The 23,214-nt window shown below is 59.6% G+C and carries 15 protein-coding genes; 10 read left to right on the plus strand and 5 right to left on the minus strand.

What is annotated here, in order from left to right; genetic code table 11:
* Positions 1–121: 121 nt before the first annotated feature.
* Positions 122–373 carry a phosphopantetheine-binding protein gene (locus AXW79_RS18560; RefSeq protein WP_005319564.1) on the minus strand — a complete coding sequence of 84 codons (252 nt, stop codon included), beginning with the start codon at positions 371–373 and terminating at the stop codon, positions 122–124.
* 335 nt (positions 374–708) lie between these two features.
* Between AXW79_RS18560 and AXW79_RS18565 the strand changes: the two genes are divergently transcribed.
* Complete coding sequence (locus tag AXW79_RS18565; protein ID WP_011899265.1) at positions 709–5,088, plus strand: amino acid adenylation domain-containing protein; 4,380 nt, start codon at positions 709–711, stop codon at positions 5,086–5,088.
* A gap of 62 nt (positions 5,089–5,150) precedes the next feature.
* Positions 5,151–6,473 carry a putative histamine N-monooxygenase gene (gene basC / locus AXW79_RS18570; protein WP_005319568.1) on the plus strand — a complete coding sequence of 441 codons (1,323 nt, stop codon included), beginning with the start codon at positions 5,151–5,153 and terminating at the stop codon, positions 6,471–6,473.
* A gap of 45 nt (positions 6,474–6,518) precedes the next feature.
* Here the strand turns inward: basC and AXW79_RS18575 are convergent, their stop codons facing one another.
* Complete coding sequence (locus AXW79_RS18575; RefSeq protein ID WP_225854298.1) at positions 6,519–8,648, minus strand: condensation domain-containing protein; 2,130 nt, start codon at positions 8,646–8,648, stop codon at positions 6,519–6,521.
* Positions 8,649–8,888: 240 nt separating this feature from the next.
* Here AXW79_RS18575 and AXW79_RS18580 point away from each other — a divergent pair, with 240 nt between their 5' ends.
* The 8 genes from AXW79_RS18580 (at position 8,889) to AXW79_RS18615 (ending at position 19,405) form a co-directional block, all read left to right on the plus strand.
* Positions 8,889–9,407, plus strand: a complete 519-nt coding sequence (locus AXW79_RS18580; RefSeq protein ID WP_011899264.1) for a sigma-70 family RNA polymerase sigma factor — start codon at positions 8,889–8,891, stop codon at positions 9,405–9,407.
* Between the two features lie 133 nt (positions 9,408–9,540).
* The gene (locus AXW79_RS18585) at positions 9,541–11,364 is read left to right on the plus strand and encodes an ABC transporter ATP-binding protein (RefSeq protein WP_005319575.1); all 1,824 of its coding nucleotides are present in this window, start codon (positions 9,541–9,543) and stop codon (positions 11,362–11,364) included.
* Positions 11,358–13,127 carry an ABC transporter ATP-binding protein gene (locus AXW79_RS18590; protein ID WP_005319577.1) on the plus strand — a complete coding sequence of 590 codons (1,770 nt, stop codon included), beginning with the start codon at positions 11,358–11,360 and terminating at the stop codon, positions 13,125–13,127. Before AXW79_RS18585 ends, AXW79_RS18590 begins: the two co-directional genes overlap by 7 nt.
* Complete coding sequence (locus AXW79_RS18595; protein WP_005319578.1) at positions 13,124–14,068, plus strand: ABC transporter permease; 945 nt, start codon at positions 13,124–13,126, stop codon at positions 14,066–14,068. The genes AXW79_RS18590 and AXW79_RS18595 overlap by 4 nt, the downstream gene beginning before the upstream one ends.
* A gap of 11 nt (positions 14,069–14,079) precedes the next feature.
* Complete coding sequence (locus AXW79_RS18600; protein WP_306307707.1) at positions 14,080–15,015, plus strand: iron chelate uptake ABC transporter family permease subunit; 936 nt, start codon at positions 14,080–14,082, stop codon at positions 15,013–15,015.
* Positions 15,012–15,794, plus strand: coding sequence for an iron ABC transporter ATP-binding protein (locus tag AXW79_RS18605; protein WP_005319583.1), 783 nt, complete (start codon positions 15,012–15,014; stop codon positions 15,792–15,794). Before AXW79_RS18600 ends, AXW79_RS18605 begins: the two co-directional genes overlap by 4 nt.
* A complete protein-coding gene (locus AXW79_RS18610; RefSeq protein WP_005319584.1) occupies positions 15,791–16,765 on the plus strand; it encodes a siderophore ABC transporter substrate-binding protein in 975 nt (324 codons plus the stop codon). The genes AXW79_RS18605 and AXW79_RS18610 overlap by 4 nt, the downstream gene beginning before the upstream one ends.
* A gap of 165 nt (positions 16,766–16,930) precedes the next feature.
* Positions 16,931–19,405, plus strand: coding sequence for a TonB-dependent receptor (locus AXW79_RS18615; protein WP_005319588.1), 2,475 nt, complete (start codon positions 16,931–16,933; stop codon positions 19,403–19,405).
* Positions 19,406–19,503: 98 nt separating this feature from the next.
* Here the strand turns inward: AXW79_RS18615 and fhuB are convergent, their stop codons facing one another.
* From fhuB to AXW79_RS18630, 3 genes are read right to left on the minus strand one after another with little or no spacing between them, the layout of a single operon-like run.
* A complete protein-coding gene (gene fhuB / locus AXW79_RS18620) occupies positions 19,504–21,486 on the minus strand; it encodes a Fe(3+)-hydroxamate ABC transporter permease FhuB (RefSeq protein ID WP_005319590.1) in 1,983 nt (660 codons plus the stop codon).
* Positions 21,483–22,397, minus strand: coding sequence for an ABC transporter substrate-binding protein (locus AXW79_RS18625; RefSeq protein ID WP_005319592.1), 915 nt, complete (start codon positions 22,395–22,397; stop codon positions 21,483–21,485). The genes fhuB and AXW79_RS18625 overlap by 4 nt, the downstream gene beginning before the upstream one ends.
* A 26-nt stretch (positions 22,398–22,423) precedes the next feature.
* Positions 22,424–23,188: an ATP-binding cassette domain-containing protein gene (locus tag AXW79_RS18630; protein ID WP_005319594.1), complete on the minus strand. Its 765-nt coding sequence runs from the start codon at positions 23,186–23,188 to the stop codon at positions 22,424–22,426.
* Positions 23,189–23,214: the final 26 nt, after the last annotated feature.

A 23,214-nucleotide genomic window follows, 5' to 3' on the forward strand; every position in this document is an offset into this window, starting at 1 on the left:
AATCCGCACCTTGATTTATCAAGTTGCCGATGATTAATCGTAAGGGATGGCGGTGAAACAACCATTAATAAAAGTAAAAAGCCATCACGCGGACTCTTGCTGTCAAAACTATAATTTACGTTTATCTTGCAATGGCTTGTCGATTGGCAATCAACTCCCGCCAGCTAGCCAATGTTGGTGATTTTATCAGATCTTCAAAACTGACATGGATGTTGCGTTCTTTAAGTTCAGCAGCAAATCGCATCACTCGCAAAGAGTCTAGCCCATATAAAATAAGGCTCTCTTCCAGATCCAGCTCGGTGTCATTGTCTTCAATAAGTTGCTGTACGCGCTCTTGTAGCCATTGATGGCTAATCATTTCTGGATTGGTCATGTGAAACCAGCCTCATATTGTTGATGTCATTGTAAATAACAGCAGACACAAATACCCACATCATAACTATGGACCTAACGCCTCCACACATTGAGCAGGGATATAAGCCTGCCATTTGTCATGACAATTTTTCGCCCAAGATAATAGAGTTGAAAAATACTTGTCCCGCATTCCAGCGGACACCTTAAACCATTCCGCAGTAGATCCGTTGCAGACTATCTTGCTTCCCCCCCATACAGGTTGACTCAATAAAATAAACTTGAAATGAAAACCATTCTCACTGGTAAATATATAAAGAACCAAATGAATGGCCTTGTCAACATTACGAGCGAGATATGAGAGAACTGACTTCCATGCAGGCGGCTTGCTGGATTGGCCGAGGCAATCACTCAGCACTGGGTGAGGTTTCTGCACATCTTTACGCCGAGTTCGATTGCCATGCCCTCGACCTGCAACGCTTGAGCCGCGCCCTTGAACATGTGTATCGAGCACACCCCATGCTGCGACTTCAGATAACCCCTGACGGCATGCAGACAGTGGCTGAAATGGCACCATCACAACGCCTTGAGGTTGATGACTTCAAGACGCTGGGTGATGCAGAACGGGCGGAGGCACTGAGGCGCAAGCGCCAGGAGTGGACACATCAACGCCTTGACCTGGCCCGGGGGCAAGCTGCGCGTTTCTCGGTATCACTTCTGGGGGAGGATGCATGCAGGCTGCATATCGATACCGACATGATAGCGGTCGATCCCTCCAGCTTCCGCGTGCTGATGGAAGACCTGGCGCTGTTCTATGAATGCCCGGACTCGCCACGGCAAACCCCTCCAGCCTTCTTCGACTGGAGCGATGCAATCAATCGGGATCCCGTGCATCAAGCAGCCAGAATGGAAGACAGAGCCTGGTGGCGCAGCAGGCTGTCACAGATAGCACCGGCCCCCTCGCTGCCAGCGCCAGCACATGCTGCTTCATCCCCCGATAGCCACCGCCTCAGTGCATGGATCTCCCCCGAAGAGCGTCAAACCCTGATCCAGTTGGCCCGACACAGACGAATGACGCCTTCCAGCCTGATGTTGGGGCTGTTTGCCCATCAGCTCGGCATGGCCACGGGCGACACGACATTTCGTCTCAATCTGCCCTTCTTCTGGCGCCAGCCCGTGATTGAGGGGACAGAACAAATCGTCGGGGAGTTCGCCAATCTCACCATCCTTGATGTCGACATGACCTCTGCCAATACCCTGGCAGGGCTCTGCCATCAACTGGCAAGCCAGATGGCCGAACGACTCAGTCATGGCAGCTACTCAGGTGTCAACCTGATGCGCGATCTCTCCCGTCACCATGGTGCAGCCCAGCTAGCCCCTGTGGTGTTCACGGCAGCGCTGGATCTGGATGGTGGCGAGCTGTTTTCCGAACGGGTTCACAGTGTGTTTGGCTCCATGAACTGGGTCATCTCCCAGGGACCTCAGGTCGCACTGGATGCACAAGTTGTCCGTATTGATGGCGGCATATTGATCAACTGGGACATTCGCCTGGATGCACTGCCGCAAGCCTGGATCACCCGGTTGTTCAACGATTTTGTCACTCAGGTTCACACAGTGGCCGCCAATCCAGCCACCCTTGACCAAGCGCTGACGCCACAAAAGCCTCTGATGGAAACACCTCTGACACCATTGCAGCGAGCCTATCTGCTGGGTCGCACCACCCAGTTCCCACTCGGGGGAGTCGCCATGCAGGAGTTTCGCGAATACCACGGGCGACTGGATCCGGCCACGCTGCGACAGCGACTGCACGCCATGGTCAAACGCCACGAGAGTTTGCGCACCCTTGTCGATCCCGAGAGAGTAATCCAGTACGTCAGTGACGAGGAGAGGGTCAACCTTGAGGAAATCGACCTGCGCCACCTCTCTGCCAGCACGGTGCAAGAACGGCTCGAGCTGCATCGCAACCACTATACCCACGCACTCTTCAGTCTCGAGCATGCCCCCTGGAACTTGACCCTGTTCCATTTGCCGGATGACCAGCATGTTGTTTTCGCTCGCTTCGATGCGCTCATCCTCGACGGGCGCTCGATCGCGGCACTGATGCTGGAGTTGTTCGAGGGTCATCAGCCCGACATGCCCTCCATCACGGCGACTCAGGACGCCCCCGTGAGCCCTGAGCTGCGCAAGGCTGATGCCCAGTATTGGACGCATAAACTCGCCGGGCTGGACGGGGCCCCCCGGCTGCCATGGAAGCAGCCACTGGATCAGATCCCTACCGCCCGTTACGAGCGACAGAGCCTGATCATTCCCCCTGACCTCTTCATCCAGCTTTGCAAACTGGGCTCCCGACAGCACTTTTTCAAAAACACCACCATCATGGCCCTGATCCTGGATGTGCTGTCCCGCTGGCTCGACGAGGGAGATCTGTGTGTCGCCATTCCGGTCGCCCCCCTGCCCTCGGGCCCGCTTGCCAACCGATCCAGCTTCATCGCCGTCGAGTGGTGTGGCGCCAGGGACACCTTGGTAGACAGGGCAAACCAGCTGCAAAACGATGTGATGGAAGGGTTGCAGCATCTGGCCTTCTCCGGGGTGGATATTGCCCGTCAGCTGTTTGAAACCCGGGGTACAGGCCCGGCGCTACCCATTGTCATCACCAATGGACTCTCCTGGCCAACAGCCACCGGCAGCAGCACCATGACCCTGTGTGCCGGGCTGACCCAGACCCCGCAGGTGGCGATGGACATTCGCTTTTCGAGCCGCGCGGATGGCGCCCTGGTACTGGATATCGACTATGCCCGTGAGGCAATAGAAAGCGACCTGGTGTGCGAAATCCTCACGGCGCTGGACAAGGCAAGCCGCCATATAGTCACCTCCGGCCTGTTTGATATTGATGCCAGCGCCATCATTGATACGGGCCACTATCGCCATAACAGTGACAAGACAGGGGCAGACACGGACCCCTTCCTCGAGCGTATGGCGGCGCATCTTTTCGATGCCGGCAATGACAAGATTGCCCTGATACAGGGGGATCGCCGCATCAGCTATCGCACTCTCGGCGACAGCGTCTTGCGGATCATGGGGGCGTTCGAAAGAGAGGGGATCACGGCAGGCAAGGTCGTCGCCATCTGTCTGCCCCGCAGCCCTGAGCACACCATGGCTACCCTGGCCTGCGCCCTGAGCGGCGTGGTCTGGGTACCGATAGACAGTTGCTCACCCACCGAGAGGCTGCACTACTTGCTGGAGAACTGTCGACCTGACCTGATCATCTGTGCAGACGGGCTCGAGTCTGACTACCCCACTGTCACACCAGCGGCGCTGCTGGCGTCTCCCCACGATAATATCTGCGGCACCCCCTGGGTCGGGCGCTCCCAACACCTGGCGCCGGCCTACTACCTCTACACCTCGGGGACGACCGGTAAGCCCAAATGCGTGGTGCTCAACAACAGGGCCACGGCCAATGTCATCGGCAGCACGCTCAAGGCATGGCAAGTCACCCCTGACGATGTATTCATCTCGGTCACACCACTGCACCACGACATGTCGGTCTTCGATGTGTTCGGTTGTCTGAGCGCTGGCGCCACTCTGGTACAGCCAGAAACGGGGGCGGAAAAGGATGCGGTGCGCTGGAATCAGCTGGTGGAGCAGCATGGCGTCACCCTCTGGTGCTCTGTACCGGCCATGCTCGAGATGTTGCTCTCATGCAGTCAGGCAACGGGGCTGGCGAGCCTGCGGCTGATCGCGCAAGGGGGGGATTACATCAAACCCGGCATCATAGCCGAACTTCGCACGCGGCTGCCTTCGGCCCGCCTGGCATCACTGGGCGGACCGACCGAAACCACCATCTGGAGTATCTGGCACCAGATCGGCGCCAGGGATCAGGACAAAATACCGTACGGTACGCCCTTGCCGGGCAACGGCTACTGGTTGCTCAATGAAAGAGGGGAGCACTGCCCGACCGGGGTTGCCGGTCGCATCCATACCACAGGGGTGAACCTGGCGCTCGGCTACCTGGAAAATGGCGAGCTGACACAGCAGGACTTTGTCACCCTTGCGTCAGGCTCCGGTGAGGAGACAAGGGCGTTTCGTACCGGCGATCGGGGCCGTTATCGGGCTGACGGCACCCTGATGTTCGACAGCCGCGTGAACGGCTACATCAAGGTGCGTGGCGTGCGCGTCTCATTGCCTGATATCGAAATCGAGCTCATCAAGCACCCGGCCATTGCCCATGTACTGGTGGTGGACTACGGCGCCGAGCAGCAAGGGGAACTCTGTATCGGGGCCCTGTATGTGGGCAAGCATGGAGAAACTGTCTCCATCACCTCGTTACGCGAGCATGCCAAGCAACACCTGCCAGCCTCCCATGTGCCGACGCGCTTTATCCAGGTCGACAGCCTGCCGCTGACACAAAATGGCAAGCCGGACCGGCGCGCAGCACGCAGCAGGTTGACCTCATCAGACAAGGGGGGATCGGCACCACAGGCCACTGCTGGTGCTGGTGCTGGTGCGACGGATGGCGGCGCCGTGCTCAATATCTATCTGGAGGTGCTGGGACAGGTCCGGAATGAAGGGATGAGCAGTCAGCTCGACTTCACCAGCCTGGGGCTGCGTCCCCAACACCTCAAGGTCATCTCGGCACGCCTGGGGGACCACTTCTCCAGAACCCTGTCACCGGGACAACTGCTGCGCTGCCGCAATGCAGCGGATGTGGAAGCCCTGCTCAGGTCCCCCGGTTCCTGACCAATCAAGCCTCGGGGAGAGCGCGCTCCCCGGGGTTCATTGTCATTCCCTCGGAGTTTTTTATGGATATCACAAGCGTTGACCTGACCGGTATTGGCATCGGGCCCTTCAATCTCGGGCTGGCAGCCCTGCTCTCCCGTCACAGTGAAGTGACGGGGGTATTTCTCGAGCGCAAACCTGCGTTTCGCTGGCATGAGGGATTGCTGCTGCCGGGCACCACACTGCAAGTGCCCTTCCTGGCCGATCTGGTGACACTGGCCGACCCGACCCACCCCCTGAGTTATCTCAACTACCTGCACCAGCAGGATCGGCTTTACCCCTTCTATTACTACGATCACTTCCTGATCCCGAGACGGGAATATGACCACTACTGCCGCTGGGCCGCGCAGCAGCTAACGAGCTGTCACTTTGGCGAAGAGGTCATCGATGTCCGCTATGACGACACCAGGGAGAGGTTTCTCATCGACAGCACATCAGCAACCGGAGCCGTACAGCGCTACAGCAGCCGCGATCTGGTGATCGGCATAGGCACCACCCCCTGGTTGCCCGACTGGGCTCGGGAATGCCAACATCCTCTCGTCATGCATTCAGCCCGGTTCATGCATGCTAGGGAGCAGCTCTCGCAATGCAAACGGGTGACCGTCATTGGCTCGGGGCAGAGTGCCGCCGAATGCGTATTGGCGCTCTTTAGCGCCTTGACCCCGGAACAGGTCCAGGCCGGTGCCTCCATTCAGTGGATCACCCGGGCGGCCGGTTTTCACCCCATGGAATATTCGAAGCTGGGACAGGAGTGCTTCACCCCCGCCTACATGCACTACTTCCACTCTCTTCCCAGAGAGCGGCGCAGGGAGATAGTGGCGGAGCAAGGATTGCTCTACAAAGGCATCAGCTTCTCGACCATTGGCGAGATTTTTGATCTGCTCTATGAGAGATCCATCGGCGGAGAGACGCCAGGCCTGGTGCTCTACTCACATTGCACCATAGAAGGAGTGGAAGAACTGGATGGCCAGGGTGCCCTGCACATGAGCTGCCATCACACCCAGCTGGATCAGCACTGCACACTGGAGACCGACGCCATCGTCGCCGCAACCGGTTATGCCCATTCGTGGCCTGCGTGGTTTGAACGGCTCAAAGGCACAGTCCTGGCCGTTGATGAGCAGGGGGATTGCATAGTCCAGCCAGATTTCACGGCCCGTCGTTGCGACAGAGGACAGGGGCGGATCTTTGTTCAGAATGCCGAAATATTTCAGCATGGGGTGGGCTCACCGGATCTGGGCATAGGCCCCAACCGCAATGCACATATCATCAATCAGTTGCTTGGTCGGGAGCAGTATCGCCTGCCCCGAACCTCCACCTTCCAGCACTACGGGCTGCCAACCTCCTAGCCTTGTGTTCTGCCCCCTGTCGGCTGACAGGGGGCAGAACACTGTTTATGCCTCCTTTTGCAGTGCCAGATCAGCCAGTCGACATGCACTCGTACCGGTACTTGTCATCAGACCGAACAGCCGGTTCAGCACAACGCAAAGGGCTTCGACCCAATCCCTGCTGTAGCGTTCGGCGCTATAGGTGATCACCAGCCGCAATCTGCGCTCCCCTTCCAGCACATCCTCCATGATCTCGAACTGCAACCCGAACATGGACTCCGTTTTGTCAGGATCAATCTGTCGGTAGCGGATCCCCTCACCGGCAGGGGTAGGCAAGCGCCCGTTCAAGGCATTCTTGGCGTGAATCTGGACATAGACATCGAACAGGAGACCCTCTGCCGCCGTCATGCCAAGTCCTTGCTGGATCTGCTCCAGCGGGATGTCTGCGTAGGACATGGAGTCATTGATGGTATGTGTAACCGTCCTCAACAGACTGCCGAAAGACTCCTGCTCATCGAACTCGACCCTGTGCGCCACCATGGTGGTGAAGTAACCCACTGTATCAAAGAATGCCGGATCGGTACGTCCGGATGCCGAGGTCCCTATGACGATCTCGTTCAGGTCATCCAGCTTGTGCAGGGATACCGCAATCGCCGTGTACACCAGATTGAAGAGCGAAGAGTCATGGCCTCTGGCGAAGGCATACAAACTGTCGAGACTCCCCTGCTCGAGCTTGAGCTCCAGCCACTGCGCCGCGATAGAACCCTGGCCCTCGGACGGAGCACATAGCCGCTGCTTTCGCCGCTCGTCGGCAGCACCTTGCAACATCCGGGTCCAGTACGCCAGGTGCCGGGGATTGATGCCCTGCTCTGCCTGCTGCCGTGCAAATCCGTGAAAATCGAGCGCTGGCGTGGCCCATACCGGCGCCTGATCTGCCGCACGGGCAAGATAAGCGCTGGCGAGATCCTCCATCATGAGATTGATGGACCACTCATCCACCACCATGTGATGAACCAGGAATGAGAGGTGCTGACGGCCAGTCGCCACATCCCGAATGAAACGGATACGGATCGGCAGCTCACGGGAGAGATCGAATTGATAGGTCGCCTCATTGGCCAGGGAGACACCTCCGCTTTCAGCGCTGTGCCAGAACCACCGATATTGGCCCAGATGTTCAACGGGAATAATACGCTGGAATACCTGACCGTCTTGCACATGGAAAGTCGTTCGCAAACTGGGGTGGCGTTTTATCAGGTCTGTAAATGCCTGCAAAAAAACCGTTTCATCAACTTCATCAATAAAATACAGCGCAAAGGGCAGATTGAAGATGGTGCCAAAATCATGGGCAGCATAGGCTCGCCACAATGACGCTTGTGCCAGCGCGAGTGGTGCCTGCTGGCTGGTATTTTCAACAACAAGTGAAGGTATTTGCTGAGGCGGGCTATTCAATACTGCTTTTTTAGCGAGGGCAGCCGCAGAAGGCGACTCAAAAAAATCATTGAAACGGCACTCAATACCATGACGATTCTGTAACTTGCCAATAATGCGCGTAGCCAGCAATGAGTGGCCGCCAAAATCAAAGAAGTCATCATTAAGCGTCATTTCAGGGCTGGATAAAGCAATACGAAACTCATCAAGTAAAATAAGCGCCAGCTTGTCCCTTTCCGTGTGTTCCGTCTGGTTATTGGTAATTTCAGGTGCTAACACGCCTGAGTTTATCGATAGCTTTGTCATTTCCAGAGAAGGCAGATGCGGAGCAAGGGCGCCGTACTCATCACGCAATCTGGCCACCAGCGGGCCCAGACAACACGCTTCCCCCAGTATGGGATGAGACATCAATGCGAACATAACACACTGTTCTACATGGATAATGAATGCCTTGAACGGCGGCTGACTGGCAGAATCCCAGGGCGACGTATGAAGGGAGCCAAGGGTGGTATCGAGGTCCCCCGAAGACAACCGGATAAATTCCAGACAGGGATACCAGCCATCAACCCTGTATTTATAAAGGTCTCCTTCATCACTGAAGAGATAGCGGGAATTCAAATCCGGCAAGGCCGTTATTAATGACTGAATAGTCAGAGTGAGCAATGAAATATCGACATTGTCATCCAGCCGCCAGACTTCCAGGTGCTTGATGACTTGCTCCGGATGCTGTTGTTGCAACAACCAGATATTTTCTTCATGAGTGCTCACAGGTATTTCGGGCAATACCTCGGAGTAACATAGTGGCAAGAGTGGCCTCCTTGCTGAATTGTGAATAATGACCATTGGGTTATGCCGGTTTTTCTGTCAAAAACCACTGAGATAGCTCCCCTGCTGTCAGAGTCAGTGAAGAGCATTGCTTGATATCTACGAACAGGATATCTTGTAAATGATTATCATATAGATTTTTATTATCAAAAAGAAAAACACTGTATTCGGGAGAAAAGAGCCGTGGAGAGGGAAGCTTGCTCCTTGCAGGAACAGTGGCAGACGTTATATCGGGACAATCATGGATGGCTCTGTCGCCTGCTCCGCCGCAAGCTGGGAAATTCGTACGATGCAGCGGATTTGGCTCACGATATTTACCTCCACCTCATCAATAAGGGCCATATTCCCGCGGCCAGCGAATCGCGCCGTTATTTGATGCAAATAGCCAAAGGCAAACTGATCGATCTCTATCGCCGCCGCAGTCTGGAAGCCCGCTATCTCGAACGCCAAACCCAGCAACCTGCACTCAGGGAACCTTCCGAAGAGACCCGTGCACTGATGCGCGAAGCTCTGGGCGCGGTCGATATGGCGTTGCAGCGCAAGCCACCCAAGATCCGCCAGGCACTGCTGCTGTCGAGACTCAATGGTATGGGCTACCAGGACATAGCAACCGAACTGCAGGTCTCGGTCTCTTCCGTTGAGAAGTACATAGCCCTTGGCCTGCAGACCTGTCACCAGTGCGAATCAGATGCGGGACGCTGAGCTTTCTTCGGCCGTAAAAAGATTCATTTGAGGTTTTTATCCGCCCGTTCGGAAAACCACAAGAGACGTGTCAGCCCAATGCAAACGAGACGGTGGGACATGGCCGCCATCACCCCACAGTGGAGAAGTATTCATGAAGGTAGACGACGAGTTCATTCTTGATTCCAAAGCCGCGGGTCCGATTGCCCGAGTCCTTTCACCCATTCGTGGCCAGCTGCTGGCTGCCGCCCTGCTCGCCGCCGTTGGTTCCATGCTGACACTGGTTCCCCTGGCGGGTATCACCCGGATTGCACAGCTGGTGCTCGACCAGGAGGGTACTGGGTGGGAGCTTGAAGAACTCTGGCTGATTGTCGGTGCCAGCCTGGCGAGTCTGTTTCTGGGCATGACGCTCATTTCCGCGGGCGATCTGGTCGCTCACCTCGCCGACAACCGCATCACTGGCTATCTGCGCCAGGCGCTGACCCGCCGCCTGGCCAGAGTGCCGCTGGGCTGGTTCACGGCCCGGGCATCGGGTGAAGTGAAACAGGCGATGCAAGATGACATAGGCACACTGCACAGCCTGACGGCCCATTTCTTCACGACCATGGGACGTAGCGCCGGTGCCGTTGCCATCTCGATTGCCTACCTGTTCTTCATGGACTGGCGCATGGCCATCATCTCGCTGCTGCCCTTTCCCCTCTTCTTCCTGTTCTCCGCCAGGGCGCACAGCGCCAGCGCCGCCAACATGCAGCAGTTCGGTGCCGGCATGGCGCGGATCAACAACGCCGTGGTCGAGTTTGTCAGCGGCATTCCGGTAGTGAAGGCATTCGGTGTTCAGGGCAAGCTCCACAGCAGCTACCGCGAAGCCATCGATGCCTTTGCCGATGCCTTCAAGGCGTTTACCCGCCCCCTGGTCAGCGCCATGGCCAATGCCAACGCCATCATGGCGCCAGCCTCCGTGCTCGGTGTCGTGCTGGCCGGGGGCGTCGTGCTGGTCAGTGCCGGCTGGATCGCACCAGCCGATGTGCTGCCATTCGTGCTGGTGGCCCCAGGGCTTTGCGCCCCCCTGCTGCTATTGAGCTACCTCACCCATGACCTGAACAATGCGACCGGCGCTGCCCAGCGGGTGCATGCCTTGCTGCAGACTCCCGTGCTGGACACCACTGCTGCAGCCGACTCCCAGCAGCCGGCAAACGGGGAGATCCGGGTCGAGCAACTGAGCTACGGCTATGACGATCAGGTACAGGTGCTGACCGACATCAACTTCACCCTGCAGCCTGGCACTGTCACCGCTATTGTCGGGGCATCCGGTTCGGGGAAATCGACTCTGGCACGCCTGCTGCTGCGCTTCTTCGATCCGGATGCAGGGAGGATCACCCTTGGCGGGGTCGATCTCAGACAAATGGACAGCGCCCGGCTCTATCGACACATCGGCTTTGTCTTGCAGGATGTGCGCCTCATTCACGCCAGTCTGCACGACAACATAGCGCTGGGTCGTCCGAACGCCACCCGGGCAGAGGTTGAAGCCGTCGCACGACTCGCCAATATCCACGATCGCATTCTGGCGCTGCCGCATGGATACGACTCAGTGGTCGGAGAGGATGCGCAGCTCTCCGGTGGGGAACTGCAACGGGTGAGCATAGCCCGTGCCCTGCTGCTCGACCCGCCGGTGCTGGTGCTTGACGAAGCCACTGCGGCGGCCGATGCCGACAACGAGGTGAAGCTGCAACAGGCACTCTCGGCCTTTGCCCATGGCCGTAACCTGGTCGTCATCGCACACAGACTCGACACCGTCATGAACGCCGATCAAATCCTGGTGATCGACAACGGTACCCTCTGCGAACAGGGCAGGCACGACGAACTGCTGGCACTCAATGGCCTTTATGCCCGCTTGTGGGCCCAGGGCCGCTATGACAAGGCCATTCCCGTAGAGAAAAGACAATCCCCTGAGCATGAAGAGGCGGTCCCCCAATGCTGAAGACCTTTGTTCGTCTGCTGGACGATGACACAGCAATATTGCGTCGCTATGGCTGGCTGGCAGTGATCTACAGCCTCTGTTGCGGCCTCACCATAGTCACCCTGATCCCAGTGCTCAGGCACTTGTTGCTGGGAGAGGTGAACAGTGCAGCCAGCTGGCTGTTCGTCCAGCTGGCGGGGGTGGTGCTCTGCTGGTACCTCAGGCGCAAGGTGGAAAAGGCGGGGATAGCGGTCGGCATTGCCGTCCTCCAGACGGGTCGCCATCAGCTGGGCGAGCACGTCGGCAACCTGCCCATCGGCTGGTTTACCCCTGCCAACACAGCCCGGCTCAATCACGCGGCATCACAGGGGATGATGGAAATCGCCCAGCTCCCGGCCCATGTTTTTACCCCGCTGCTGACCGGCTCCCTCATACCCCTGGTAGTGCTGGCGGCTCTGTTTGCCATCAACCTGACCCTGGGGCTGGTGGCGCTGGTCGCCCTGCCGCTCATGGTGGGGGTGTTCTGGTTCACTGGCCGCCTCAATCAAGCGGCTGACCTGAAGTTCCACCGCAATGCCGCCTCCACCAGCCAGCGCATGGTCGAATTCGCGCAGGCACAATCCGTGCTGCGAGCCTTCAATGGCGAGCGCGGCGGTACCCGCTTCCTCGAGCAGGCCATCTCGCAGCAACAGCAATCCGCCAAAAAGCTTATCCAGCTCACCGCACTCTCATCCGGACTCAATCTCTGGGCGGTGCAAGCCGGCTTTGCCGCCCTGCTGATCGCCGCGACCCTGTGGTTGCAGGGAAATGCAGGTGCTGGCGTGGACAAAGAGGGGCTGATTGCCGCCCTGGTGGCCCTGGTGCTGATAAACCGTTTCATCGATCCCTTGCTCGATGTGGCCAGTTACAGCGATATCCTGCGCAGCGTCCGTGGACAACTGGATGCCTTGCGAGACATCTTTGCGCAAGCTCCCCAGTCGGCCCCGCACTCACCACGCATCCCGACCGATGCTTCGGTCGAGCTGTGCAACGTCAGCTTCCGGTATGCCGCAAATCAACCCTCCGTGCTCAGTGACGTCAGCCTGAGAGTCGAACCGGGCAGCATGACGGCGCTGGTCGGGGCATCCGGCTCGGGGAAAACCACCTTGCTGAGGCTGATCGCACGCTTTTTCGATGTCAGCCAGGGAGAGGTCAAGGTGGGTGGCGTGGATGTCAGGGAGATAACCGGCGACGTACTGGCCAACCAGATCAGCCAGATTTTCCAGGATGCCTACCTGTTCCAGGGCTCGATTGCCGACAACATCCGCATCGGCAAACCGAACGCCAGCGATGAAGAGGTGTTGATCGCGGCAATGCAAGCCGGGGTGAGCGAGATCCTGGAGCGCCTGCCCCAGGGTCTGGCAACTCAGGTGGGTGAAGGGGGGGCCCGCCTCTCTGGCGGTGAGCGGCAACGTATCTCCATCGCCCGGGCTCTGATCAAGGATGCCCCCATACTGCTGGTCGACGAGGCCACGGCAGCCCTGGATGCGGAGAACCAGGCCGCCATCGCCGAGGCGCTGGCGCGTCTGCGAGGGAAACGAACCCTGATTGTCATCGCCCACCAGCTGTCGACGGTCGAGATGGCAGACCAGATACTGGTACTGGAAGAGGGCAAGGTACGCGAACAGGGCACCCATGCCGAACTCAGCCGCCAGTCCGGTCCCTATGCCCATTTCCTGGCACAACGGCAAGCCGCCAAGGGATGGCGCATCAGCCGCGCCGTCCGTGACGAGGCCACCTCTTGAGACCAGCGGTACTGCCCACCCTCTTGATCCTGCTCAGTGGCGTCTCCCTGCTGGTCGGGGCCAAACAGATATCCCTGGCGGCGCTCTGGTCCTTCTCGGGCGACAGCTGGCTGACCCTCACCGCCAGCCGGTTGCCCCGACTGGCGGCACTCCTGCTCACCGGGGCCGGCTTGTCGGTGTCCGGGGTCATATTGCAGCAGATAGTGCAAAACAAGTTTGTGGAACCGGCCACCTCGGGTGGGCTGGATGCCGCCAAACTCGGCATCCTGATTGCGCTGACCCAGCTCCCCTCAACCGGCACCACGGGGCGGATGCTGGTGGCGCTGGCGTTCTGCTTTCTGTCCAGCCTGCTGTTCATCGCCATCATACGGCGCATTCAGTTCAAGAATACTGTGCTGATCCCCGTGATTGGCCTCATGTATGGCAGCGTGCTCAGCGCCATCGCCGAGTTCTATGCCTATCGGCACAACATACTGCAAAGCATACAGGGCTGGCTGCTGGGGGATTTCTCCAAGGTGGTCGAAGGCAATTACGAGATCATCTACCTGATCCTGCCCATCACAGTGCTCACTTATCTCTATGCCCATCGCTTCACAGTGCTGGGCATGGGGGAAGAGGCGGCCACCAGCCTGGGACTGCGCTATTCGGCAACGGCGGCATTGGGATTGGTGCTGGTGGCGGTCACGGTAGCCGCCACCGTCATCACAGTGGGGGCCATCCCCTTCGTCGGTCTGGTCATTCCCAACCTGGTGGCCATGCATTACGGTGAGCACCTGAAGAAAACCCTGCCCATCGTCGCCATGAGCGGCGCCCTGCTGCTGCTGGCGTGCGACATTCTCGGCCGCCTGCTGATCTACCCCTTCGAAGTGCCAATAGGCTTGACCGCAGGCAGCGTGGGGGGCGTGCTGTTCCTGTCGATGATCCTGTGGAGACGCGCATGAAGCACCTGTTGATCCCTTATGGCATCTGGGCGCTGGTGATAGTGCTGGCCTTGCTGTTTCTGCTGGTGGGGTCGGATCTGGACTTCGACTATGTGATCCCCCAAAGGTTGATGCGTCTTGCCGCCATCGGGCTGGCGGGCATCTGTATCGCGGTATCGGCTGTGACGTTTCAGACGCTGGCGGGCAACCGGCTCCTGACTCCCGCCATCATGGGATACGAGGCTGTCTATCTGCTGCTGCAAGCCATACTGGTACTGACGCTGGGCAGCCAGAGCCTGATCCTGCTGGACCGGCAGGAAAACGTGCTGCTGTCACTGCTGTTCATGCTGGGCTACTCCTGGATAGTCCATCGCTGGCTGTTCAGGGAGGGGCAGACCAATCTCTATCAGCTGCTGCTGGCGGGCCTGGTGCTGACCATGGTGCTCGGCACCTTTACCCAGTTCATCCAGCTCAAGACCAGCCCGGGTGAATTCTCCATCCTGCAGGGCTTCAGCTACGCCACCTTCAACCGGGTACAGCCCGGACAACTGCTGTTCGGCACCGCCTTGATCACCCTGGTCGGCATCATGACCCACCGACGGCTGGCAGTGCTGGATGTGCTCTCCCTGGGCCGTGACCAGGCAATCTCGCTGGGAGTGGATTACCGGCACACAGTGCGGCTGCAACTGGCCCTGATCGCCGTGCTGGTGGCCGTATCCACCAGCCTGGTAGGCCCAACGGCCTTCATGGGGGTATTCGTGGCCAATATCACCTATGCGCTGGCACGCACCTTCCGCCACAGGGTCACCCTGCCGCTGGGCTGCGCCATTGCCATCGCCATTTTTATCGTCGCCCAGTTTCTGGTGGAGCAGCTGTTCAACTACCGCACCACGGTCAGCATCCTCATCAACCTGGTGTGTGGCACCTACTTTCTCGCCCTCATGGTCAAAACGAAAGGCACCCCATGATCACCCTGGAACATGTTCACAAGACTTACGGTGACAAGCCAGTGCTGCGCGATGTCACCCTGGCCTTTCCCGCCGGCCAGGTCACCTCGCTGATCGGGCCCAATGGCGCAGGCAAGAGCACGCTGCTGATGTCGATTGCCCGGCTGCTCACCGTCAGCCGGGGCAAAATTCTGATGGACGGGATCAATATCGAGCAGATCCCCACCCGCGACTATGCCAGACGGGTCGCGACCCTGCGCCAGTCACCGGACGTCGGGCTGCGCCTGACCGTTGACGAGCTGGTCTCTTTCGGGCGCTTCCCCTACAGCCAGGGAGCCCTCACCCGCCAGGACCGGCTGGCAATCGATGACGCCATTGATTTTCTGGCCCTTGAGCCTCTGCGCAAGGCCTATCTGGATGAGCTCAGCGGTGGTCAGCGACAGATGGCGTTTCTGGCCATGACCATTGCCCAGCAGACCGACTGCCTGTTGCTGGATGAACCCCTCAACAATCTGGACATGAAGCATGCGGTCAACATCATGCAGGCCATCCGGCGCCTCTGTGATGAACAGGGCCGCACCGTCATTCTGGTGGTACACGACATCAACTTTACCGCCAACTATTCCGACCACATAGTCGCGATGAAAGCAGGCGCCATCGCCCACAGTGGCCCGGTCGGCCAGGTGGTCACCCGTGCCTGTCTGCAAGACCTCTATGAACTGGACTTCGAGATACTGCCGAGTCAAAACGGCTTCGTCTGCAACTACTTCAACCCATCCCTGTCAGGAGAATCGCTATGAGGATGAACAAGGCACATGCAGTACACGGAATATTGCTGGTGGCGGCCGCTGGCCTGATGGGGTGTGATGACGCCTCATCAGGATCGGCGGCACAGACACCCTCGGCAAACGATCCCATGGTCACTGTCGAACACCAGCTGGGTACGACACGGATAACCCACCGCCCGGAGCGGGTGGTGGCATTCGACATGAGTGAACTGGATACCCTGGATCAGCTGGGCGCCCCCGTGGCGGGCATCGCCAAAGACTATGTGGCTCACTTCCTCAGCAAATACAAAGACGATCCCAACGTCATGGATGTGGGCACCACCATACAACCCAACCTGGAGCGACTGCACAAACTCAAGCCGGATCTCATCCTGATCTCCCCCCTGCAAGCCCAGAGTTATCAGGAGCTGAGCCGGATAGCGCCGACCCTGCACTACGACATCGACATGACCAATCACCAGGGGCATGTACTGGAAACCGCCAAGGCTCACCTGCTCACCCTCGGAAGGATACTGGGTAAAGAGGATCTCGCGCGCGAAAAGGTTCAGCAAATAGACGACAAGATAGCCCAGGTGCGTGAAGTGACCCGGAACCGACCGGAAAAGGCCTTGATAGTGCTGCACAATAACGGCGCCTTTACCTCCTTCGGCACACACTCACGGTATGGCTTCATCTTCGATACCCTTGGGGTACAGCCGGCGGGTCCTGACAGGGAAACAGGCACCCATGGGCAGCCCATCTCCAACGAGTTCATCCAGCAGGCGGATCCGGACATCCTCTATGTGATCGACAGGACGGCCGTGATGGAGCGGCGGGCGGCACTCAATGCCCAGAGCCTGGATAACCCCCTGCTGCGCCAGACCAAGGCGTGGAAAAGTGGCAAGGTCATCTTTGTCGACCCGGAAACCTGGTATCTCTGCACGGCCAGCGTGACCTGTCTGACCCGCATTGCCGATGAAGTGATGACGGGCTACCGCAGCTGACAGGATCACTCTGTTTGCCCGGCTGTCGCGGCTGAATCACTGGCCGTTATGCTGCCGGGCCACAAAGATACAAATGATATTCATTTTTATTTGAGGGTTGTGAAGTCTCGTTCGGAAAACAGAAGGAGACAATCAATCACCTCCTCGAATAGAAAGGAATCCTGAATGTTAAAGCCCCATCTGTTGCATCCTGCAGCGCTCGCCCATCCCCCTCTGGCACAAACCGTTTCCCGCTTTTCCTTGAACAAGCTGGGCGTGGCCGCACGTCTGGCCATTCTGGCCGGTGTCAGTGGCACACTGCTGCTCGGCCTGGCCCCATCGGCGCAGGCACAATCCCCGGAGCTGTCGGTCACGACCACAAAAAGCCTCAGTATCCCGGCTGGCTCTCTGGCCCAGGCGCTCAAGACCTTCTCGTCCGAGACAGGTATCAGCCTGGATCTCGATGATAAAACCATGCAAGGGATGACCAGCCCCGGGCTGGCAGGCCAATACAGTCCCCCCCAGGGTCTGGCCCTCTTGTTGAGTGGTCACGATCTGGTGGCCGAGCCTGCGGGAGAAGGACACTACAAGGTTCGCCGACAAGCCGGGGTCAGTGCCGATGAGGTCATGGTGGTGCAAGGGCGCCAGACCTATGCCGGTGGCCAGGTGGCCTCTGACAGTCGGGTCGGATTGCTTGGCAACAAGCACTTCATGGATACCCCTTTCAACACCGTCAGCTACACAGAAGAATACATAGAGAACGAGCAGGCCCAGGATATCGGCTCCCTCGCAGGTGCCACCAATGCATCCATCTATGTGCCGAGCAAACGCAGCATCTTCGAGACCTTCTACATGCGTGGCTTCAGCACCACGGCCAGTGACATGACCTTCAACGGTTTGATCGGCATGGCGCCCAACATGCGCAGTTCGACCGAGATGGCCGAGCGGGTCGACGTGCTCAAGGGCCCGTCCGTGTTGCTCAACGGCATGCCGCCAGACGGCAGCGTGGGGGGCAGCATCAATATAATGCCCAAACGCGCCGGCAAGGATCCTCTGGCCAAGGTGACCGCCACCTATGAATCAGACGGGCTCGGCGGCGTGCATCTGGATCTGGGTCGCCGTTTCGGGGAAGAAAAACAGTGGGGGGTGCGCTTCAATGGCGTCTACCGCGATGGTGACACCCCGGTCAATGACCAGCAGCACAAGATGGAGCTGACTTCCATTGGCCTCGACTGGCGCAACGAGCGGGCCCGCGCCTCCCTCGATCTCTATCGGCAACATGAAGAGGTGGATGGGGTCAACTACTTCAGCATCTCCTCCATCGCCAGCACTGTCACCCAGCTGCCCACAGCCAAAAAGGGCGACTATTCACTGGCTCCGGCCTGGGCCTACACCATCAATGACACCAGGGCAGCCGTATTGCGGGGGGAGTTCGACCTGACCGACTCGCTGACGGCCTTTGCCGCATGGGGCCAGCGAGAGGGGGGATACAGAGCCCTGATCACCCGCAATACCCTGCTCAACAATGCGGGGGACATCAACGCCATGGCCATTCGCTCCGAACGGGACGGCACCCAACGCTCGGGCGAAGCCGGTCTGCGGGGCAACCTCGGCACGGGCCCTGTCGATCACGCCTGGTCACTGGCTGCCACGCACTACACCTCGGAGCTCAGCTTCAAGGATCGCATGTATCCCAAACACACAATCACCAACTATGACCACCTCGATTTTGGCTCGGCCCCCGATCAGAGCGGTTTTGGCGCAGTGACGTCCAGCAGCGACGCCAAGCTGGAAAGTGTCGCCCTGGTGGACACCCTCTCCTTCCTGGACGGGGACCTGCAGTGGACAGTCGGCGCCAGACATCAGACGGTGGAGAGCACCAACTATGGCGCCAGCGGCGCGCAGACCTCCCACTATGACGAGAGCCGGCTCTCGCCAGCCACCGCCATCCTGGTCAAGGTACGGGATGACCTCTCCCTCTACACCAACTACATAGAGGGGCTGGGCCAGGGGGGCACGGCGCCCACCACGGCGAGCAATGCGGGTGAAATCATGAAGCCCTACCAGACCAAGCAGTATGAGGTCGGCGCCAAGCTGGATCTGGGTCAGTTCGCCCACACACTGAGCCTGTTCCAGATAGCCAAACCGAGCGCCTACACGGATCCGGTCAGCAATGTCTATGGGGTCTACGGTGAACAGCGCAACCGGGGGATTGAGTGGGATCTGTTTGGCGAGCTGACTCCGGAACTGCGCCTGCTGGGGGGAGCCTCCTATACCCAGGCCGAACTGACCAAGGCCCTCAACAAGGCCAATGAAGGCAACCAGGCGACCGGGGTGCCCAAAGTGATGGCCAAGTTGGGGCTGGAATACGACCTCGCCGCCCTGCCCGGGCTCACGCTGACCGGCAATACCCAGTTTGTCGGCAAGCGCTATGTCACCGATGACAACCGCATGTCGCTCTCCCCCTACACCACCTTCGACCTGGGGGCCCGCTACACCACCAAGATTGCCACCAAGGAGGTGACGGTACGAGCCTCGGTGCAAAACCTCACCAATCATGCCTACTGGCTCGGCTCCTGGAGCGGTGGCAACGGCAGCGGACTGTCCGGCGGACTGGGTTCTCCACGTACCTTCCTTCTGTCCACCTCACTGGCATTCTGAGTTGGCTGTCTGCCTCGGCACATGAGTCGGCGCCAGCCTTGAAACAAAGAGCCCGGGATTATCCCGGGCTCTTTTTTGTGCATTTGTCATCCACACACCTAGAGGCGGCGCAGGCACCACATGAAGTAAGCGCCCCCTAACAGGGTGGAGACCAGCCCGACCGGCACGTCCTGCGGGAACAGGATCTGCTGGCCGATCCAGTCCGCCGACACCATCAGCAGGGCACCGGAAGCGGCGGCACCGAGCAGGTGCCAGCGCGCCCGCACCAATCCCATCAGCTTGGCCATGTGCGGGGCCAGCAGACCAACGAAGGATAGCGGCCCCACCACCAGGGTGGCGCTGGCGGTGAGCACGGCCACCAGCAGCAGTATCGCGAGCTGGGCACGGTTGAGGCGAATTCCCAATGCGGTTGCCAGTGCCGGTCCCATGGGCAACAGATCGAGCCAGCGGCTGATGAGCAGGCAGGCAGCCAGCATCAATACCGCCAGTGCCACCAGTCCATAAGCCACCGGCAGGGTGACGTAATAGGTAGAGCCGGACATCCAGGAGAGCAGTTGCTGCACCCGCATATCGCCGTTGGCCAGCGCTATCGCCTGTAATGGTTCGAACAGCGCCGTGATGGCGATGCCGGACAGCAGGATCCGCTCCGGCTGGAAGCCATGCTTGCGGTTGACCAGCACCAGCAGCAAGAGGCAACCGAAAGCCCCGATCAAGCCCCCAAGCAGCATCATGGGCAATGGCAAGGCAGGCAGCAGCAGTGCCGTTGCTATCACTCCCATGAAGGTGCCGCCACTCACTCCCAGCAGTTCCGGACTCGCCATGGGATTGTTGCTGACCCGCTGCAGCAGGGTGCCCGCCAGCGCCAGCAAGATCCCGGCAGCTCCCGCCGCCAGAGTGCGCGGCAGCCGCCACTCCAGCTGGGCCTGCCACCTGAGCCAGCTCGGCCAGCTCCAGCCGTGCATTCCCTGACCGAACAGCAGAGAGCCTATGATGGCGAGCCCCAAACCGAGCAGCAGCAAGGTGATCAGGCGAGTCGGGGCCGGATGTCGTGCTACCAGCAAACCGGTACTCGCTTTGGGTGTGCCCGACTTCAAGGAAAGTCGCGGGATCAGCCAGAGCAAAAGCGGCGCCCCCAACAGAGCCGTCATGGCACCGGTCGGGATCAGCATGGGCCAGAATCGACTGACGGATTGCAGCAACAGATCGGTGGCCGCCAACAGCAGAGCCCCCAGAACAGGCGCCCACAGCAGCCGCTGACCGAGCTGGCGGATCCCCAGCAGCCGCACCATGGCCGGTGCGGCCAACCCGATAAAACCGATCAGCCCCACCACGCTCACCACGCAGGCGGTGACAAATACCGCCAAGCCAAGCCCCGCCAGTCGCAAGTGTTGGAGCGAGCCCCCCAGACTGCGGGCGCTGGCATCATCCAGTTCAAGCACAGCCAGCGGGCGCACCAGCGCAGCCGCCAGCCCCCCCGCCACCAGCAACCTGGGCAACAGGTAGTGCACGCCACTCCAGCTGTTCTGGGCCAGAGAACCACTGCCCCACACCAGCAAGCCTTTCAACTCCTCCTGAAAAAACAGCAGCAGCCCCATGCTGATGGCCGCCAGATAGAGGTTGATCACCAGCCCCGCGAAGACGATGACGACGGGATTGAGCTGACGACGCCAAGCCAGGGCAAACACCAGCGCCATGGCGAGGCTGCCACCGGCCATGGCGATCCACTCACGCCCCAGCAGCAACCAGGAGGGAGCAAACAGAGTCACCATCATCAGCGCCAGCTGGGCGCCGGAGGCCACCCCCAAGGTGGTCGGCGAGGCGAGCGGGTTGCGCAGCACCTGCTGCATCAGGGTGCCAGCCAGACCGAGGGCGGCCCCGGCCAGCAGGGTCACCGTCAAGCGGGGCAACCAGCTGAAATGGACCACGGCTTGACGGGCATCATCCAGATTGGGCGCAAAGAGGGTCTGCCACCAGAGCGCGCCCGGCAACTGGCGGGCCAGCTCCCAGCAAGCGAGCGAAAGGGTCAGCCCCAGCAGGATCAAGGTCGGTCGCAGCAACGGGGATGGAAATATATGTTTCATTGGCGATCTCCCCTGGCATCCTTCTGCAATGCCTCGCTGAGCAAGGTGGCGAAGCGACGGGCGGCGAGCACGCCACCGAAGCTCCAGACTGCGGGCAGATGCAATACCGGAGCCTGTTGCACCAGCGGCAGATGCTGCCACAGGCCGGGCTCCTGCAGCCGCTCGCTCACCCCGACCGGGATGGGATTCACCACCACCAGCCGCGCGGCTGGCAGCGCCATGAACTGCTCTATGCTGGCCACCGAGAAACCCCAGGCATTTGTCTCCCCCTGCCAGGCATTGCGCAGGCCGAGTCGCTGCATCACGGCCTCGAACAGGCTGTGGCGACCGAACACCCGCACATGGCGCTCATCGATGAACTGCACCACCAGCAGGGGCGGCAGCTCCGCCGGCAGGGTCTGTTTCATCTGCTCGAGCTCCCGATTCAAATCTGTCAGCAGCACGTTCGCCTCGGCCGTTTTGTTCACCAGCGCCGCTATGGTCAGGGTCGCCTCATGGAGCCGCTGCCACAGATCCGTTTGTGGATCATAGAGGGCGATGGACTGCACGGGGGCGATGCGGGACAGGGTCGGTGCCAGCGGCGCCGCCAGCGGGGAGATGAGGATGCGATCGGGTTTCAACTCGGCCAGCAGCTCGCGATTGGGTTGAGCCCGCAGGCCTATATCAACCACATCGGCCGGCAGCAACGGCTCGCCGACCCAGGCGCGGTAGGCGCTGACATCCCCCACCGCCAGCGGGGTCACCCCGAGCGCCAGCAGGGTTTCGGCTATGGTCCAGTCGACGGTGGCAATCCGTAGTACCTGTGTGTGCTCACTCGGCCGAGCGGTATCGGTGATGGCACTCTGGCTCGCCGGACTGGCCTGCAATCCCAATGGAGCCAGCAGGCAGAGCAGCCAGCCGGCCCTTTTCAATGAAGATATCAAGATAGCTGTCCCGCCTAGATGATGGCGATGGCATGGGCATGGGCCGGGTGGCGCATGACCTCCATCGGAATGCCATAGATGGCGTGCAGGGTCTCGCTGGTCATGATCCGCTCTGGCTCGCCATGGGTAAGCAGACGACCCGAGTGCAGCGCTACCAGCCGATCGCAGAAGCGGGAGGCCATGTTGATGTCGTGGATGACTATGATGACGCCGAGGTTGAGCTGACGGCTGAGCTGCCTGACCAAAGTCAGCACCTCCACCTGATGGGCCACGTCCAGCGCGGCCAGCGGCTCGTCGAGCAGGATGAAGCGGCTCTCCTGGGCCAGCAGCATGGCCAGCCAGACCCTGCCCCGCTCGCCACCGGAAAGGGTATCCACCAGCCGATCGGCAAAACCTTCGGTATGGGTGAGAGCAATGGCCCTGTCGACCTGACGCTGATCCTCTGTTCCCATCCGGCCAAGCAGGCCGCGCCAGGGATAGCGACCCATCTCCACCTGCTCACGCCCGAGCAGGTTCTCGGCGCTCGGCAGATGCTGGGGCAGATAGGCCACCTGACGGGCGAACTCCCGGTTGCCCCAATCGGTCAGCGGCTTGTCATCGAACAGGATCTCGCCCTCACTCAGAGACTGCTGGCGCGCCAGTAGCTTGAGCAGGGTGGATTTGCCCGAGCCGTTGTGGCCGATGAGGCCATAGACCTGTCCCTGCTCGAAACGCAGGTCAGTGGGGTGCAGCAGCTTGCGGCCGTTTACCGCGAAGCTGGCGGCTTTCATCTCAAACATAAGCTGTTCCTGTGCTGGCCTGATGC

The organism is Aeromonas salmonicida subsp. salmonicida, assembly GCF_001643305.1.
Taxonomy (GTDB): Bacteria; Pseudomonadota; Gammaproteobacteria; order Enterobacterales; family Aeromonadaceae; genus Aeromonas; species Aeromonas salmonicida.

Coding starts and splice junctions, on each gene's coding strand:
- AXW79_RS18560 (WP_005319564.1), bottom strand. CDS start 373: ATGACCAATCCAGAAATGATTAGCCATCAATGGCTACAAGAGCGCGTA.
- AXW79_RS18565 (WP_011899265.1), top strand. CDS start 709: ATGAGAGAACTGACTTCCATGCAGGCGGCTTGCTGGATTGGCCGAGGC.
- basC (WP_005319568.1), top strand. CDS start 5,151: ATGGATATCACAAGCGTTGACCTGACCGGTATTGGCATCGGGCCCTTC.
- AXW79_RS18585 (WP_005319575.1), top strand. CDS start 9,541: ATGAAGGTAGACGACGAGTTCATTCTTGATTCCAAAGCCGCGGGTCCG.
- AXW79_RS18590 (WP_005319577.1), top strand. CDS start 11,358: ATGCTGAAGACCTTTGTTCGTCTGCTGGACGATGACACAGCAATATTG.
- AXW79_RS18605 (WP_005319583.1), top strand. CDS start 15,012: ATGATCACCCTGGAACATGTTCACAAGACTTACGGTGACAAGCCAGTG.
- AXW79_RS18610 (WP_005319584.1), top strand. CDS start 15,791: ATGAGGATGAACAAGGCACATGCAGTACACGGAATATTGCTGGTGGCG.
- AXW79_RS18615 (WP_005319588.1), top strand. CDS start 16,931: ATGTTAAAGCCCCATCTGTTGCATCCTGCAGCGCTCGCCCATCCCCCT.
- fhuB (WP_005319590.1), bottom strand. CDS start 21,486: ATGAAACATATATTTCCATCCCCGTTGCTGCGACCGACCTTGATCCTG.
- AXW79_RS18630 (WP_005319594.1), bottom strand. CDS start 23,188: ATGTTTGAGATGAAAGCCGCCAGCTTCGCGGTAAACGGCCGCAAGCTG.